The organism is Acinetobacter baylyi DSM 14961 = CIP 107474, from assembly GCF_000368685.1.
Lineage (GTDB): Bacteria > Pseudomonadota > Gammaproteobacteria > Pseudomonadales > Moraxellaceae > Acinetobacter > Acinetobacter baylyi.
In genome coordinates this window covers 232476-250298 of record NZ_KB849626.1, presented here as the reverse complement: position 1 = coordinate 250298, position 17823 = coordinate 232476, and the positions used below count along the sequence as shown (strand labels likewise).

Genomic DNA, 17823 nt, shown 5'->3' with positions numbered 1-17823 from the left:
CATCTTTTTTTTATCTCTTATCGTTTATCCATTTGTCCATGGCTGGGCTGGTGAACCAATCCATGCAGACTGCGCAGGAATTTTTTCGCCTTTCATCACAAGAGTGAGTGGGCCAAGCAAAGTCTGATTTGCCACTTCTGCGTTATATAAAACGATACTACGACAATGAATAGTCACATGGCTTCCAATTTCAACCTGACCAATTTTCATAATCCGATCTTCAAACAAATGGGTTTGTGGACCACTAAAGCTGTTCAGCTCGCTATAATCACCAATAGATACACAATCAAACTCGGTCATATCAGCAGTATCTAGATAAACATTCTTACCAATTTTTACCCCGAGTAAACGTAGCAATGATGGTAAAAATGGTGTCCCACGGACATAGTTCAGACAGTTTGGAATCGCAATTGATTCATATAGACTGGTAAGCCCTTCACTCAACCAGACAAACATGGTCCACATTGGGATTGAACGGGGTTGATAACGACCAATCATCACCCATTTCAACAGGACGATAATCAAGAAGCTGGCAATACCATAGCCAATCCCTGCGACAGCTAAAGTAAGGAGTCCAGACCACCATCCCTGATTCACCACGTGCGCAATCACGGAAAGGACAATCATATAGCCCATACCAATCGAGAAAGCCAGCGGCAACACAATACGCAAGCCTTCAATCAGACCACGCATCATACGACGGCCAATGCTTGGTTTAAATGTTAGGTGCTCTGGATATTCACCCACAGATTCACGTGCAGGCAAACGTAGTGCTGGCGAACCAAACCAGGTTTCACCACTTTGTAACTGATCATGCTCTGGAATTTTAGACTGTACACCAATTAATACACCATCAGGTAATACGGTACCATCTGCAATATAAGCACTATTGCCCACGAAACTACGGCAACCTATCACTGTTGGCTGTAAAATCATCCAGCCACGTGTAGTTTCTTCATCACCAAGCATCACCGCATCTGCAATAAAGCTTTCATCGCCCAACGTCAGTAACTCTGGTACGACTCCTGTAGCCGTTGATACTTCACTGTCACGGCCTACTTTTGCACCCATCAATCTAAACCATGCAGGCGCGTACACTGTCGCAAATAAACCATGTAATGTTTGTAAACTGGTTTCAAAGATTTGGGTCGCAAACCATTTACGATAGTAAGTTCCACTGTGTAAAGAGTAAGTTCCAGGTTTTAAATTTGGCAGAATAATTTTACGCAACAACGCAGCAAACAGCGCAGTCAAAATCACCATAATGGCACTGGCTGGAATTGCAAAGAGGAAATAGCGGAATGCTGTCGATACAATATTCGATGCCTGCAACACGTTATTGAGGTAATTGACATCAAACCAATCCACCAAAATAAAGCTTGGAAAAATAGGAACAAAGAATAGGCAGCTAATGAGAATAACACTCAGCGCATAATAGACCACTTCTAGTGTTTTACGTGTTTTAGACACCTGCTCTCTTGGCAGCAAATGTGCAACATCGACCTGTTTGCTATACTGTGCTGGTGCACCATCCCACATTTCAAAGGCAGGAATGGTTTTACCATTTGGCAATGCAGACAGTGCTTTAAGATGTGCATATTCCTCTAGACAGCTATTTTCCTCAATGACGCTATACGAGCCGACATAGCTTTCTTTTTTCAGCTCGATTTTGCCCAAAACCAGTTGGCCTTGCTCAACTTTGGCATTTTCAAGATTGACATGCGAACCAATACTCACACCATCACCAACGGTCAGTAAGTTTGGCATACGTACATGAATTGAACCCATGTGTACATCGTGACCAATTTTGGCACCCAGTGCTTTTAAATAGAGATTATTCAGTGTAGAACCCGCCAACAGATAGGTTGGTGCAACACCTGTTAAGCGATCTGCCAACCACCATCTAAAATAGGTTTTACCCCATAACGGATACTGGCCAGGCTGAATACCCTTAAGCAGCAAACGATTACCAATCACTGAAATCGCAAAGCTAAGTATCACACTCACAATATACACGCCTAGTGAGATTCCCATTGCTCGAACAGTACTGTCTCCTGGACTACCTGTGAAATAGTGATAACTAAAGAATGGCGCCAACCATTGCAAAATGGTCAATCCAATTAAAATTGGAATCACCATAAACTGAGCAATACCACAACGAATACGATTTGTACTGTTGATCTCGTAAGTGGTGACTTCACGCATCTGCTGTTGCTTGGCCTGCTGCAACATAAACTGACTAATTGCACCGACCTTACGAAGCTGATAAATATTCTGAATGGTGATCTGTGCATATTGCGGATATTCACGCAATTGTGAGGTCAAAACAGCTGCCAAAAGTGAATGTCCACCCAGATCATCAAAGAAGTCTGCATTGAGTTGAATCGGTTGATTCGGAAAAATCTTGTTGAGCGTGTCAAATAAAATCTGTTCTGCTTCATTCTGAGGTTCATCGGATACCGCAGCTTCTACAGATGTCTGTAATTCAATTTTACGTAATGCATTACGGTCAATTTTGCCAGACAACAAGCGTGGCACTTGCTCCACAATCTCAAAGCGATTTGGAATCATGTAAGCTGGTAAGCGCGATTTAAGATACGCACGAATCTCCTTGACCTGAATCAGATTTTTTTGTTCTTGATCCAGTACAATAAACGCTACCAGTTGATCCATCTCATCGTCACGGCGTAAGACCACAGCCGCTGTTCCAATGCCATTTAAATCACAGAGTGCCGCTTCAATCTCACCCAATTCGACGCGAAAGCCACGTACTTTGACCTGATCATCGGCACGGCCCAAACACTGAATCTGACCATTTTCATCCAGACGCGCCAAGTCACCTGTACGGTAAAGCTTGAGCTCATTGTCATTATTGGCCCAAGTGTTATGAATGAATTTTTCAGCCGTAAGTTCAGGACGTCCAAGATATTCACGTCCGACGCTTGGCCCAAAAACGCACAACTCACCAACTTCACCCTGAGGCAATAACTCAAACTGGTCATTGAGTACCAACATGCCGTAGTTGGGGAGTGGTACACCAATAGTGACTGGTTCATCGGCATAAACACGCGCTAGACTTGAAGTAACCGTAGTTTCAGTTGGACCATAGGTATTAAAAATCTGGTGATGTGGTAAGTCCCAACGTGCCACCAGTGCTTCGGGGCACATTTCCCCTCCCAAGTTGATAATTCTCAGGTTGGGCACATCTTCTGGAAATAAGGCCAGTAGCGTTGGAACCGCATGTAGTACCGTGATATTTTGTTGTTGTAAGGCTTTACATAAACGTTCTGGGTCGGTCACCAGATCTTTAGGTGCAATCCAGATGGTCGCACCCACCAGATATGAAATCCAGACTTCCTCAAACGACATATCAAATGCCACCGAGAAACCTTGATAAACCTTGTCTTCATGACGCACGCCCAATACCGAATTTTCAGAACGTAAGAAATGGCAAATATTGCGCTGCTCAATCACGATGCCTTTGGGTTTACCTGTAGAACCTGAGGTATAGATGATATAAGCAGGATCTGCCAAATCAGCACGCTGTGCTATGCTTGGCTGCCCTGTCGGTTGATTCAGCGTATTGACTGGCCAGACAGGCTGACTTAACTGTTGCAGGCTATCAGCCCAGTCCAGACTGGTGATGATTCCCGCTGCCTGCGCGTCATCCAGACACACCTGAATACGGTCTACAGGCACATCCATATCAAATGGTAGCCATGCTGCACCTGCCTTACAGATACCCGCCTGCGCAATTAAAAGGTCTGCACCACGTGGCAGCCATAATCCGATGATATCCCCAGCCTTGATCCCACGTTGAATGAGTTGCTGAGCAATATCGTTTGCCTGTTTGCACAATTGTGCATAAGTAACATTGCGCTCCTGATCAATCAGTGCAACATGCTCAGGATACTGGGCAGCGGTTGCATCCAAAATGTCTGAAAGCACTTCGTTACGAATAAATTCTGGTCGTTGTTCACCACGAATCACTGAGGGAACATGAATAATTGCGTTCATATAGAGTCCGAATGTTCGCCATCGTTTTATTTATCTGTCATTTTTGCCAAACAAAAACTCGGGATAAAACGCCTGTATTTATATGTAATTGAGCTCGCGACATATAAAGTTAAAACAACCACCTAAAATCAGTTTTTTTATTCAGGTTTATTGTTTAGAAGTTATGCTAATTAGAATTACTTAAATCACGATTAAAAAATGGATTAATACGATTATTGGTATGAAACAAAGTAAAAAATGAAATTTTTCCAAGATCTTGTTCTGCAATATTTTTTCTAAATATATAATAAAAAATGGAGAATCACTTACAAAATCATGCGGATTATTTACGTGTATTGACGTGTTTATTTTTAAGCAGAATGAATCGCTGCATTAAGCATAATCTGATCCAGATCAATCAGCTCATCGGCCATTGCAATACAGTCTTTGGCATGTGTCACCATAATCACACTGGGTACCTGTTGCACAATCAGCAGCATGATCTGTGTGGCGGTATCGGCATCTAAAGCAGAGGTAGGCTCATCTAAAATTAAGACTTGAGGCTTCGCTAAAATAGCGCGTAACAGACTGATTCTCTGTTTTTCTCCTCCAGAGAAGTTTTTATAAACATCTCCGAGCTCATCATTAAGTTTAAGCTGATTTTTTTCTAAAATGGATTGCAGTTTAAACCGTTCCAGCCATAGCATTAATTCAGCGTCTGTATAGGAATAACCACTGTTGTAAATCAAGTTATCCCTTAAACTGCCCGAAAAAACCACAGACTGTTGTGCAACAAAGCTGACTTGTTGAAATATCTCGACTGAAAATGCTTTGGAAATCTCCAGATTTTTATAATATAAATGCCCAGACTCAATTTTAGAAATTCCCATTAAATAATGCAGCAGTGATGTTTTACCCCGTCCTGTCTGGCCCACAATGGCATAACAAGTGTTAGAACGGATATTGAGATTAAAATGAGAAATCTTGTTTTTGCCAAGGTTTAAAGTTGCATCTTTGAACTGATATAACATGGGTAAAATTTTGTTGCTTACAGATTGAGTCTGATATTGCTCATGTGGCAGATTAAAATACTGACGGTAAATTTTTAATGCCACCATATTACCATTTACACGCATCAGACTTTGCGAAATCATCAAAAATGGCATGGTTAACTGAATAATATAAGTGCTGATCAAAACAAAATCACCCGAGGTGATTTGCTGAGTTTGAGAAATATAAACGGTATATAACATAAACCCAAGCAAGAACAAGAAAATTAAAAATACCTGTACCATCATCAATATACCAATACGAATATTGGTACTTTTAATCACTGTCCGGTATTCATCCAAAGTCTGCTCAAGACGATTTTGTTCATATTGCTGAGCATGTTTAATTTTAATTTCATAACTATGCGAAACTTTTTCTAAAATGGTCTGATTAATCTTGTTTCTTTGTGCATACATCTGATCAAAAAAATGGCTACTTTTTTGACTAATCCAGAATGAAGCAATAAATGCCATCAAAATTGCGATTACGAAAAATAGACCAAACACACCACTAATAATTTTAAATAACACCACAAAAATAAAAAATAGTTGCAATACAATTGGCCCGAGCAGAATAAAAAGTGAAAATGTCATTTCACTTAATGCCGACCCACCGCGTTGTATATCTGTGATGAATGCGGCTGCTTCAATCTCATCCTGCTTTTGTTTCGGTAACGCTAAAAAATTTTGAATACCTTTCGCCATTAAGGATGTTTCAAAATTGACAGACATGACCATGCTGTACAAATTTTTACACCAGATCAGTAACTGGGACATCAGCCATGCTGTGGCATATGCAATCACCAACAAATACAGCAGTTTAATTTCAAACAGTGAACGAAGCTGCAACGTTCGGTTTTGTTCAACCTGATCAATCAGCAGTTTCATTAAATAAGGAAATAACGTCTCAAAAAAAGCCGCCAGCAACACCAGCATGAACATGCCAATAAAATTCCATTTAAGACGTGGGTGCTGTTGCATCGAAAGTTTACATGCAAAAATATAGCTCTGTAATGGTTCGATTTTATTTAGAAATTTCAGCATTGTTGTATTTTAATTTCGTCGTAATATAATCAGGCCACATTGCCCCATCCATCAACCCAGCTTTGTGGCCGTTCCACTATATCGAGTATTTATTCTTCTTTTCATCAGAATAAAGAGTGCAAACCCACACGCTTTATTCTCTTAAAAACCGCATCTATCACTGATACATGGCCTTATTATCATTCAGTGCAATCAGACCACGTATAGCGCGATAGACAATCCAGACCCATGCCAAACCAATCACAACGACACAGAAAGTACTGGCCGAAAGCGCGATTCCTGCAAACAGATTGTCATTGTCACCTGTAAAAAATAAAAAGAAGAATGGAACAAAGGCGATGACATTCCAGAACAGGTACCACCAGAATGTGCGGATTTGCCATGTAAAGTGACTGGCAAGCCATGTTCCTTGAACATCATTACGTTTCACATAATTAATAATCAGCGCCACAATCGCTAATAAGCCTGCACTAAAAATCGCAGCAATATAAAGAATATATAAGACCAGCGTTAAAGTTTTATTGGATTGAATTTGTTCTGAAGGAAGATTCATAAGGACACCTTTTTGATTTTTCTATTTCATGCTCCCTTTAATGCAATATGACATTTAAAGGAGAAATGAACCACAACAATAAAAGTATGTTTAAAACTATGGTACAGAAATAAATCTTTCTAAAGGGTTGTTTTTGTGTTTTATGTCGCAATTTCTGTTGCGCCAGCCAAGCCGCTGGCCAACCTCCCAAAAATGCAACAATGTGCAAGCTTTGCTCAGGCACGCGCCGATTTCCCAGTTGCGCCGCTTCTTTATCTTGGGCATAGAGCCAATAGCTGAGTGCATTCATCAGAGCAATAAAAATAAAGCTATAGCTAGGCAAAACATGCATCCAACTCAATACAGCAATCGCTAAAATATAAAGCACACACGCAATTTGCATCGGTGCCAATGTACTCGGCTGATTAGGTTTATTTACATTGTTTTTGGGTTGAGTCGGGCGTGCTTGCTGGGCTTTTAAATACACCACCTGAATGGCCCGATGCCGTCCTTGTTCATCCAGAATCACAAGATATTCAAGCGCACAGCCAACAATCGGACGCGGCCCCTTACGTGCAAAATCACGGATATGCAGAAATACACGGCCCTTTTGAGAATCATTGGGCTGAATAAAGCCATAGCCCTTGTCATCAAACCACTCGACCAAACGTCCCTGATCTCGCATATCCGTATATCCTTATTTCGCCATTGCCTGTAAACGGTCTACCAGCATATTGCGCATTTCGAGTGGATTTTTCTGCATAATATCATCACCTATACGGCCTTCCTGCGCGTTACGCTGTGCTACCTGTAAACGCATCAGCCAGAAACGACAGGCTGCCATCGCCAGATAAATGGGCAAACATGTGTGTTCATCCTGCGTCAAGCTACGTACAGATTGGTAAGCATCTACAAATGCCTGTAGCTTGTCATGGTCTAAATATGCTTCTGGATATTCTGTACAAAAATCATTGATGCTAATCGCAATATCAAATAAAAAATCATCCTGATTTAATTCAGAAAAATCCAAGATACCTTCCAGTTCATCCCCCACAAACAAGGTATTGTCGCGGAACATATCCGAATGAATCCAGCCACACGGCAAATCTGGATGTTGCTCACGAAGCTGATTAAACTGTACATACACCTGATTTAAAAGATTCAGATCTTCTGTAGACATCACGGGTTTTAAGCTTTCACCTACGGCTGTCCAGAACTGATGGTTACGGCTGTTTGAGCGCGCTAAAGAATAATTCTGCAAAGCCAGATGTAAACTTGCCTGTGCAGCGGCAATACTTTTGACTTGTGCAATATTCGATGGAATCGGATGTTCACCCGCAATACGTGGTGCAATTTGTGCAGGTTTTTGCGCAATACGATGGATAAACTTGCCTTCATAATTTAAAGGCACAGCAACAGGCACATGCGCCTGCCCCAAATGCTGTAATACAGGCGGCAACTCACTTGCTCCCTGCTCATCTAGCTCTTCAAAAACCGTTAAAACATACTGTTGCTGATTGTTTGCGACCAAAAAGTAATTGGTGTTTTCAATACCTCCCTGAATTGGAATCAAGTCAATCACCTCTAATCCATAAGGCAATGCAAATGCTTGAACTTCCTGTAAACTCAACGGGGTATAAACCGACATATAAAACCTGCGTGAAACAAATATAAGTTTGATAGAATACCCAAGCAGTTTACCAAGATTCTCTGCAATCTCGGAAAATTTATTTATTTAGACTCATACTGTTGGATGCCACAATGCTTGCAAAACGTATTATTCCCTGCCTTGATGTCGATAATGGCCGTGTGGTCAAGGGCGTGCAATTTTTAGATATTCGTGATGCAGGTGATCCTGTTGAAGTTGCACGTCGCTACAATGAGCAAGGTGCAGATGAAATTACTTTTCTGGATATTACTGCAACGCATCATGGTCGTGATACCACCTATCGTACAGTTGAACGTATGGCAGAAAGCGTATTTGTCCCTCTGACTGTCGGGGGTGGTGTGCGTAAGGTGGAAGACATTCGTTTATTGCTGAATGCAGGTGCAGATAAAGTGAGCATTAACTCGGCAGCCGTGTTTAATCCTGAGTTTGTACAAGAAGCATCACAACGCTTTGGGGCCCAATGTATTGTGGTTGCAATTGATGCTAAAAAAACAGGCGACAACACATGGGAAATTTTTACCCACGGTGGTCGTAAGCCTACGGGCATTGATGCACTGGAGTGGTCGGTGAAGATGGCAGAATACGGCGCAGGCGAACTGCTGGTGACCAGTATGGATGCCGATGGTACCAAAGCAGGTTATGACATTGCCTTGATGCGTGAAATTAACAACCGTGTTTCAATTCCCACCATTGCCTCTGGCGGCGTAGGGAATTTACAGCATATGGCAGATGGGATTTTAAAAGGTGGTGCAGATGCGGTACTGGCAGCCAGTATTTTCCACTTTGGTCAGCATACCATTCCTGAAGCAAAACAGTTTTTGGCTGCACAAGGCATCGAAATGCGTCTCTAAGGACTTAGTTTATACAATTTGTATGCCCTCACTGTAGACTCATTTCGATAGTGGATCGCGAGATAAATTTAAGCGATCCTTTTTATTGATGATCAACAAACAAAAATATTTTAAGCAACAGCATTAATTTTTTGAACCTGTGCTGAAGCCACGATGCAAGGCTTGTTACGCTCGACCCATTTGGCAGGAAAAAACTGTTCGATCACTGCACTTAATTGTTTCGACATCGGTGCAGGTAAAGGTAACCCTAACGGATTGGCTTCTTTTAAATCTGCCGATGACACCATTCGGGTTCCCAGAATATAATCAAACCAAGGACGCGTCACACACCAATTGGCATCCTGATTTGAGTTCATATGATGATCATAATGCCATGGAATACGGCGCTTTGCCCATTCTGGTTCGAGGTGTGAGCGACGATGCACATAATAATAATTGCCTGCGCTATAGCAAAATGCCAGCGCCATACCCTTAGACAAAGGATACGCCATAGCACTGGACAGCCCGCCTACTACAGCCAGTGACAGTAATTCATTGCGTGTGCGCCAGCTTTTTATACCTTGCACATAGCACTCGTCCTCAAATGACGTTGTACGGACTTCGCGATGGTGTGCCCAATGAGACTGCATTTGTTTAGGGGTTGGACTAAAACGCGATTTTCCTTTGCGATGTACACCATGTAGCAAATACTTGTGTGCCACCCATTCAAAGCCATTGGCCAAAATCAGTCCTGCGACAAAACCTTTTATCATGTTGATGATCCTCCCTTTGACTTGAATATAAGAATTTTTCTATGGTATGTATTGACTGATTATTTATAGTTCATTGACATAACACGACAAAGAGCATGCGAAGGATGGCCGCAGTAAAAAATTATGCAGGATCGGTGTATGGTGGACTCGGGCACCTTTTAAAATTGTATTGCGAGTCACAGCAGTTTGATGTGCCAGATGATCTATTGGCTGTACAAAATCTTGAGCGTTTCGACTATGTGATCTGGCGTGATCTACTGGAACGTCTTTACGCACGCCACCCGCAAATCGGTTTGGGCTTAAGAATTGCAGAATACGTGCAACCCAAACATTTGGGCATTCTGGCCTACATCGCGCTTTCCTGTGAAAGCCTGGGCGAAGCGCTTAGGCGCTATGAAGATTTGCATCGTCTCATCTACGATGGCAGTCCACTTAAAGTTGAGTTAGTTTCGGGCTATTTTTCAATTCACTGGGAAGAGCCTGAGTTACACCCAACCCAACTGACCGATGAAATTGCGATTGCACTGATGGTGCAGTTTTTGCAGCAGTTTCTATGTCAAGATGCCATTCAGCTACACGAAGTACATTTTATCAATTCTGCACCTAAAGATACTCAGGTGTATGAGCGTTATTTTCGCTGTCGTGTACGATTTTCTCAAGCCAAAACCCAGATCCTGATTCCACTTCATGAGCGAAATAAACTGGTTGGCAATGCCGATCACACGCTACAACAGTTACTTATGCAGCAAGCACATGCTTTATTGCAGCAGCTTCCACAGTCTTCTCAGCTTGATCAACGTTTACAACAAGCCATTTTAAAGGGGCTGCAAAAAAATGACTATCAAATTGATCAGATTGCGACACAACTGGGATTATCAGTCCGACAATTACAACGTCATCTTCAGCAGCAGAATATGACTTTTCAGCAAAGAATACAGCAGGTACGGTTTATGCTCGCTACCGAGTATTTAAAGGATCCACATCTAAGCCTACGTGACATCGCGTTATTACTGTGCTACTCCGAACAAAGTGCCTTTCAACGCGCTTTCAAACTGTGGAGCGGTACAACGCCACAACAGTGGCGTGAACAGCATGATAACCATTAAAAACCAAATATAAATTAGCTAAATGGATTATCAGTCTCACCTTCTGGAGTTCGCTGTATTTTTTCAGGCAAAGCAGGATCGGCTTCCAGTTCTGCAATAATGGCATTTAACAAGGCCTGTAATTCTTTGGCGATTTGTAGCCCATGCTGATCGCGTGTGATCTGTAAATCACCATACAGGTTGATACAGTCCGTCTGATTTTCTAAGGTTAAGTCTTCTATTGCAGTCGATTCTGTATCATTTTCATAAGGTTTAAACATATTCATCCTGTACTTATCGTTGTTTTAGTGCTTTCAGCTTGAACAGCTTTGCACGTTTATGCAACTGGTGAACGGGCTGTATTTATCTCAAAATTTGTAAGAAATAATGCATGAGCGCTTCGACCAATTGTTTAATCAGGGCTTGCTTGGTTTCCTCATCAATCCCTGTACTTGATGTCGAGCTGCCCGATTCAGTGGTTTGTTGTTTAAATGCTTTCTGTGTCGCCTCAATACCTTCAGGCTTAATATCTTCTGCACACTGGCTCTCTCCATCCCAATGCGCATAGCTCAATGGCTGTGCTGGCTTGACCTGCCCCGCAGTGAGCGGCAAGCGGTAAACATTGCGCTTCTGCTGTTCGGTCAGTTGTGGAAACAGATTAATTCCCAGTTTCTCTTCCAGATAACATACACTCACCACACGTACCTCAAGTGAGTTATTATTAGGCGCATAATAAGCACCTATCGCACCTGTTTTAGGTAAGTACACTGCTTTATAAACGGCCGTTGGGACAATCACACCACGACCAATCGTTTTAAGACGTTTACCTTCAAACACAGGTCCAGTAACCACAAACACATCTTGCTTTTGCTTAACCACAAGGGCACGCGTTGCTTCTTCCAGTTCACGCCAGATATGCTGATTATTTTTAGGCGCTTGCGGCACCATATTGGCGAGCGAAAAACTGTCCTGCTGTGCTTTGGTATCACTCATATCACCATTTGGTGACATATGCCCCCGGTCATAACCAGAACCACGATAGTCACTCAGTAGCGCACGATGCGATGCATTAGAAATTCGGGTTTCTTCATGAAAACTGTCTTCACGCTTGATCTTGGTACTCAGACGTTGCGGCGTTAAATGCTCTGCCGACCAGAGCGGTGTTTTGGAGACACCCGAATACATGACATTAAAACCATTAAAGCATAACGCATAGCTGTTGCTTTGCAGACTGCCTTTGACCAGAACAGGCGGAACCTCCCGATAAAACTGGTTCAAACAGCCCGAATTTTCTTTAAACGGACTGATCCACTGTGAAATTTTACCCTCACCAAATGCAATGGCAAAACTTCCAACGGCAACAATCGCCAGTATGAATTTACCCATATAGCGATTCCACCAAGATGAATTTGACTGTGTCTGACTTCGTTTACGTGCCACGCTGCTTCATATCAAAACCAAAAGAAAAAGCTTAACAAGCCTGGTTTGGGCTGTATATCAAGCTCCGCGTCGATCGGTTAAAGCAGCAACACAATTTGCTCAAAAAACAAACGACATGCGTAACAGTTTGTCGTTTTAGTTTTATGATTGTCTTTAAGAATCGTCTCAATTCGTATATTTGATTGAAAATTCTATAGTGGCTATGACATGGTAACTGCCATATCAAATCAAAATGATGATTAAAACAGGAAGGTCTTATGTACGCTAAATTACTTTGTGCTGCTGTACTCGCTTCAGGAACATTAAGTATGGCTGCTTTCGCAGAAGCGCCTGTACAAGCAGGTGAAACACTTGAAAGTTTGTCTCAAGTTAAAGTAACTACGACTATTAATGGTCAGCCAGGTTCACTGGCAGAACTGGTCAATAGTGGCAAAGTGCAACTGATTCCAGACCAGCAAACTGCCCCACAAACGGCAGGACAGACACCGATGGCTCCTGCGGATGCACCTTTGGCGCCACCAGCACCAGCGGCACATGATGCACCACAGCCTCCACATGATCCTGTACAGCAAGCTGCACCTGCGCAGCCTCAAGATCAAAACTTAAATGCAGTACCTACACCAGAGGCACCTATGCCACCTGCTGCCGAATAAAATCTAATATACCCATAAAAAACCAAGGCCTTTTGCCTTGGTTTTTTACTGAGCTAACTTGCGTCGTCATAGCGTCTAGATTTCGATTTGGCTGCCCATCTCAACCACGCGGTTTGGTGGAATTTGATAAAAGTCGCTTACAGGGCTGGTATTGCGCTGCATCGAAATAAACAGCTTTTCTCGCCAAGGCGACATGCCATCACCCACAGTATGAATCAAACGATCCCGTGAAATAAAGAAGCTGATCTGCATCATGTCAAACTCAAGATCAAGCGCTTGATAAGCCTGCTCCAATGCTTGTGGAATGTTTGGCTGATCCTTGAAACCGTAATACATCGAGATTCGGTAAAAATGCTCATCCATTTTTTCTAACTGAACACGCTGCTCTTTGGCCACATAAGGAATATCTTCGGTATAAACCGTCACCATAATATTACGGCTATGCAATACCTTATTGTGTTTAATGTTATGCAGCATCGCATGCGGAACAATATTTGGATTACCGGTTAAGAAAACTGCATCCCCTGGCACAAAATGTGTTTCAGCGCTTGAGCCGATACTCTTGATAAACAGGCTAATAGGCAATGCATCTGTTTCAAGGCGATTAAAGACTATCTCGCGACCACGCTTCCAAGTCATCAAAATGGTAAACACCACCACACCAATCACAAATGGTACCCAGCCACCAGATAAAATCTTAAGCGATGTTGACGCCACAAAAATTCCATCTAACGCCAGAAAAGGAACTGCAAACAAAGTCACTTTCCACCACGGCCATCCCCAGGCCCCATAGGCCAATACAGAAATTAAAATGGTGACACATAACATGGTCATGGTGACAGCCACACCATAGGCACTGGCCAGATTACTACTACTTTCAAACAGAATAATCAGGAAAAATACCGAGATATACAGTACCCAGTTAATAAACGGTACATAGATCTGCCCCTGCTCAACATCAGACGTATGAATGACGGTTAAACGTGGTAAATAACGTAACTGGATGGCCTGATTGACCATTGAGAATACACCTGTAATTACAGCTTGCGATGCAATCACGGCCGCAGCAGTTGCCAGCCCAATCATGGGAAACAGTGCCCATTCTGGTACCAGCAAATAAAATGGATTAGAAACAGCCTGTGGATCACGCAGTAGCAAAGCGCCCTGACCTGCATAATTCAGCATCAAGCTTGGACACACCACAATGAACCACGCCAGACGGATAGGCATGCGCCCAAAGTGCCCCATATCTGCATATAGTGCTTCACCGCCCGTCATGGTCAGTACTACTGAGCCCATGGCAACGAAAGCAACAAACGGCTGATGGATCGCAAACTCAATTGCCCAAATCGGATTGATAAACCATAGGATATGTGGTGTCTGGATAATACTGTACAGCCCAAGTGCACCAATCGAGATAAACCAGAGCATCGTAATTGGGCCAAAGAACTTACCCATGGTGGCCGTCCCGTGGCGCTGCACCATAAATAGCGCAGTCAAGATACCCAAGCCAATTGGAATGAGCCAACGGTCAAAGGCTGGTGTGGCAATACTCAGACCTTCAATAGCAGAAAGCACTGAAATTGCGGGTGTAATAATGCCATCACCAAAGAAAAGTGATGCTCCCACAAAACCCAGCGCAATCAGATAAATTTTCTTGTTGGAATCGAGTTGCTTGATCCGCAGTAATAATGCCAAAAGCGACATGATACCGCCTTCGCCATTATTATCTGCACGCATCACAATGCTCACATACTTAAAGCTGATGGAAAGTGTGATACACCAGAAAATTAAAGATAAAATTCCAAAAACTGTCGCTTCAGAGATATTCACATGCGCACTGGTGAATGTCTGAGCAAAGGCATATAGGGGACTTGTCCCAATATCCCCAAATACAACCCCTAACGCGGCTAAAGTCATCGCGGGTAGCGCAACTTTTTTTGCAGAACTTTGCATATATTGTCTTCAATTTGGAACAGTATTTTTCCGCAATATTAACATCAAGCAAAATCTTTTTGTTCAAATCAATTGTTTCCTGCTTGGCAGAATACAAAATATTCGCTATTATCGCTCGCCTTGGTGAGGTGTCCGAGTGGCTTAAGGAGCACGCCTGGAAAGTGTGTATACGTTTTCGCGTATCGAGGGTTCGAATCCCTCTCTCACCGCCAAATTCGATTTTTACGGTCGTGCACCGTAGTTCAAAAAGCTTGATCTTAAAAAGATTGAGCTTTTTTTATGTCTGATACATTACGGCGCAAAACGGTAGCATACCAACAACTATGTTGGTATCAAACCGAAAAATTAAAATTTCTGCTCATTTTTCTTTTTTGCTGGAAAAAGTACCAACAACTGAGGTCATTACTATGGCTAAAGAATCAAATAAATTAGATGCAAAAACAATTAAAAACCTGACTGCCGATCCAGAACAAGATAAAAAATATTCTGATGGTGGCGGTTTATATTTACTGGTCAAAAAGAACGGCTCTAAATATTGGCGAATGAACTATCGCCACCCAATCAGTAAAAAACAAAATACTTTAACTGATGTCCTTACAAGGTTACCAGCGCATAAAATGAAAGAAATCGAAGAATTACTGCCACATAGATAGAACCCTGCTTAGTGTCAAGTAGAGGGCAGCGGATGCTTAAGCATTTTGTTATTGAATCCGCCAAATAAAAAACCAATTACTTACGAATGAATAATTGGTTTAAAATCAATGAAAATAAATTTTGTCTCTTAGCCAAAATTTAAATGGCTGAGCATTCCACCGCATAGCGTTGGAATAAAGCAATTTAATTAATTATCAATAATTTCTATATTTTTTCCTTCAATTTCTATTATATCTCCAGATTGCATATGTATATAAAAACTGTAACAGGATTCATTAATTTTATTTGGTCCATTGACTTCATAAACAGAGATACTCCGCTCCCACTCATTTAACTTAGGAACGACTATTTTCGTAAATCCATTAACATATAAAATTTTATGGTTTGAACAACTATCATAAAATAAAATTTTAATACTATCTTCCTTCCACAATATATTTATGGAAACCAGTGTCCAATCATGCATAAATTTTTCCTATCTTTTTCGGAATCCTAATGGTGAATGTGCTGCTAGAAATTATGCTGGTACAGAATTTCCATTAATAGAGTTAGAACGTATTGGGTTTACTGTTAAGTATGATGGACTAAAGGATAGGATGCATGCGATTGTTGTTAATAAACATTAATATGATGGATACTTCGACCTTTTGGTAGGGCAAACTTGGTAAATTCATTGAGGATTCTACAGACCAAATCGTTTGTTTGGATATAGAAGGTGAACTCTCAATCGTTAATCAGTATTCGACGCCTTTTAAAAACTCCAATCCTAAGATTCTAAAATTTTTACAATTTTATCTTATGAGTTATCAATTTTTTTAGTGTTTTATAAACATGACTTCATGGAAAGCCAACCAACCATATAATAATTTATCTATTTTTCCACCTTCTCAAGATGTGGAGAGTAAAATCTTTTTAAAAGCTTGCATTGGGGCACGTGTTGCACTTGCTGAATTAAAGCAGGCAGGTGAGCTAATTCCCAACCCGACCATTTTAATTAACATTATTCCCTTACTTGAAGCAAAAGATAGTTCGGAAATTGAAAATATTGTCACGACAACAGATAAGCTCTTTCAGCATGCTCAAGACAATGAAGCCCATAAAATTGTATTATATAATTGCCATCAATGATTTTTAATCCAATTTATATTTAGTAAATATTTTTACTCTTCAAAACTATTAAGGTAACAGAATGCGCTTATTCTTTATTCCATTACTGACTATTCCCTTCTTACATGGATGTATTGCAATGGAAGGAGTCCATAATGTCATAGTGAACTCAAAACATAAATATATTGAACCCTCAACTGGTGAAATTGCCAATCTTAGAGCTTTTTTTGATGATAGCGGATCAATAAGCATCTACCCTAATGCCTCAACTTTCATTGAAGCTAAGAGTGATAAAAATGCTGGATCTTTATCAACGGACCGAAAAATTACTGGTTTGAACTCTGTCGATTACGAACGTAAAAGCATTGGAATGCCCTTTCCTCCCACAAATGATACTACCTATGCTGAATATAAAGTTCCTGCTGGAAAACCTTTTGTCGTGAGTCTTTCGTTCAAAACAGTTCAGTCATATGGAAGTAATAATGTGTACTTCACCTGTAAAAGAAGGTTTTTTAAAGTGAGCTTAGAGTCAAACAAAAATTACGGTGTACGTCCTACAATTATGAATAAAAGATGTTCTTACCAGTTCTTTGAGTATGAAGACAATGGACGTGAAACTCCTGTTAAAAGTTTTCAGATGTTGCGTTAACTATCCTATTTGACTGATAAAACTACTGATCCTATAGATACAGTTCCTTTAAATGAAGTTATTGCACAAGTCAATGTAGTTAAGACAACTCAACATGACTAAAAATTAATTTACAACATTTAATGAAGCCTAAACTAATTTAAAAAGCATAGTGTTTTATAATTTAGAGAGGCTTCTCATGTTTACGCTATCCACATATCATGGTGATCGTGTCAATATTTCAACATAAAGACCACACATTCTTAAGTTCATAATAACTAAAATCAATATTCCACCTAGCACATAGAATCACAAAAATCTTGACATTTTCTTTGACACTTTTTCACTAAATCACTAAATCACTAAATCACTAAATCACTAAATCACTAAATCACTAAATCACTAAA

At 41.1% G+C, this 17823-nt stretch carries 15 protein-coding genes, 1 tRNA gene and 1 pseudogene; 7 read left to right on the top strand and 10 right to left on the bottom strand.

Features of this window, described 5'->3' with window-relative positions; genetic code table 11:
• Window positions 1-24: 24 nt before the first annotated feature.
• From F952_RS05380 to F952_RS05360, 5 genes are all read right to left on the bottom strand, one after another.
• Window positions 25-4017, bottom strand: a complete 3993-nt coding sequence (locus F952_RS05380) for a Pls/PosA family non-ribosomal peptide synthetase (protein ID WP_004923614.1) — start codon at window positions 4015-4017, stop codon at window positions 25-27.
• 350 nt (window positions 4018-4367) lie between these two features.
• Window positions 4368-6026, bottom strand: coding sequence for an ATP-binding cassette domain-containing protein (locus tag F952_RS05375; protein WP_370458624.1), 1659 nt, complete (start codon window positions 6024-6026; stop codon window positions 4368-4370).
• Window positions 6027-6246: 220 nt separating this feature from the next.
• A complete protein-coding gene (locus F952_RS05370) occupies window positions 6247-6642 on the bottom strand; it encodes a DUF4870 family protein (RefSeq protein WP_004923607.1) in 396 nt (131 codons plus the stop codon).
• A 37-nt stretch (window positions 6643-6679) separates the two neighbouring features.
• Window positions 6680-7306 (bottom strand): DUF1294 domain-containing protein, encoded by a 627-nt coding sequence (locus F952_RS05365; protein WP_004923606.1) that lies wholly within the window; start codon window positions 7304-7306, stop codon window positions 6680-6682.
• A gap of 12 nt (window positions 7307-7318) precedes the next feature.
• The gene (locus F952_RS05360) at window positions 7319-8269 is read right to left on the bottom strand and encodes a homoserine kinase (RefSeq protein ID WP_004923602.1); all 951 of its coding nucleotides are present in this window, start codon (window positions 8267-8269) and stop codon (window positions 7319-7321) included.
• A gap of 113 nt (window positions 8270-8382) precedes the next feature.
• Here F952_RS05360 and hisF point away from each other — a divergent pair, with 113 nt between their 5' ends.
• Window positions 8383-9141 (top strand): imidazole glycerol phosphate synthase subunit HisF, encoded by a 759-nt coding sequence (gene hisF / locus F952_RS05355; RefSeq protein ID WP_004923599.1) that lies wholly within the window; start codon window positions 8383-8385, stop codon window positions 9139-9141.
• 110 nt (window positions 9142-9251) lie between these two features.
• Here the strand turns inward: hisF and F952_RS05350 are convergent, their stop codons facing one another.
• Complete coding sequence (locus F952_RS05350) at window positions 9252-9893, bottom strand: sterol desaturase family protein (protein ID WP_004923597.1); 642 nt, start codon at window positions 9891-9893, stop codon at window positions 9252-9254.
• A 104-nt stretch (window positions 9894-9997) separates the two neighbouring features.
• Here F952_RS05350 and F952_RS05345 point away from each other — a divergent pair, with 104 nt between their 5' ends.
• Window positions 9998-10999: an AraC family transcriptional regulator gene (locus tag F952_RS05345; protein ID WP_004923593.1), complete on the top strand. Its 1002-nt coding sequence runs from the start codon at window positions 9998-10000 to the stop codon at window positions 10997-10999.
• A gap of 14 nt (window positions 11000-11013) precedes the next feature.
• On the opposite strand, the gene F952_RS05340 is transcribed toward F952_RS05345, so the two are convergent.
• Both F952_RS05340 and F952_RS05335 read right to left on the bottom strand, forming a co-directional pair.
• Complete coding sequence (locus tag F952_RS05340) at window positions 11014-11259, bottom strand: hypothetical protein (RefSeq protein WP_004923589.1); 246 nt, start codon at window positions 11257-11259, stop codon at window positions 11014-11016.
• 82 nt (window positions 11260-11341) lie between these two features.
• Window positions 11342-12364, bottom strand: coding sequence for a DNA/RNA non-specific endonuclease (locus tag F952_RS05335; protein WP_004923587.1), 1023 nt, complete (start codon window positions 12362-12364; stop codon window positions 11342-11344).
• Window positions 12365-12675: 311 nt separating this feature from the next.
• Here F952_RS05335 and F952_RS05330 point away from each other — a divergent pair, with 311 nt between their 5' ends.
• Window positions 12676-13071, top strand: coding sequence for a hypothetical protein (locus F952_RS05330; protein WP_004923585.1), 396 nt, complete (start codon window positions 12676-12678; stop codon window positions 13069-13071).
• Between the two features lie 75 nt (window positions 13072-13146).
• On the opposite strand, the gene F952_RS05325 is transcribed toward F952_RS05330, so the two are convergent.
• The gene (locus F952_RS05325) at window positions 13147-15027 is read right to left on the bottom strand and encodes a potassium transporter Kup (protein ID WP_004923580.1); all 1881 of its coding nucleotides are present in this window, start codon (window positions 15025-15027) and stop codon (window positions 13147-13149) included.
• Between the two features lie 122 nt (window positions 15028-15149).
• Between F952_RS05325 and F952_RS05320 the strand changes: the two genes are divergently transcribed.
• Both F952_RS05320 and F952_RS05315 read left to right on the top strand, forming a co-directional pair.
• Window positions 15150-15239: transfer RNA gene (locus tag F952_RS05320), tRNA-Ser, on the top strand.
• 111 nt (window positions 15240-15350) lie between these two features.
• Complete coding sequence (locus F952_RS05315) at window positions 15351-15680, top strand: integrase arm-type DNA-binding domain-containing protein (RefSeq protein ID WP_011182782.1); 330 nt, start codon at window positions 15351-15353, stop codon at window positions 15678-15680.
• 188 nt (window positions 15681-15868) lie between these two features.
• Here F952_RS05315 and F952_RS05310 read toward each other — a convergent pair whose 3' ends face one another.
• A complete protein-coding gene (locus tag F952_RS05310; RefSeq protein ID WP_004923576.1) occupies window positions 15869-16147 on the bottom strand; it encodes a hypothetical protein in 279 nt (92 codons plus the stop codon).
• Window positions 16148-16512: 365 nt separating this feature from the next.
• Between F952_RS05310 and F952_RS05305 the strand changes: the two are divergent.
• Both F952_RS05305 and F952_RS05300 read left to right on the top strand, forming a co-directional pair.
• Window positions 16513-16779 (top strand): annotated as a pseudogene (locus tag F952_RS05305) (Fic/DOC family N-terminal domain-containing protein); the annotation flags it as partial.
• 91 nt (window positions 16780-16870) lie between these two features.
• Window positions 16871-17437, top strand: coding sequence for a hypothetical protein (locus F952_RS05300; protein WP_004923570.1), 567 nt, complete (start codon window positions 16871-16873; stop codon window positions 17435-17437).
• The last annotated feature ends 386 nt before the right edge of the window (window positions 17438-17823 follow it).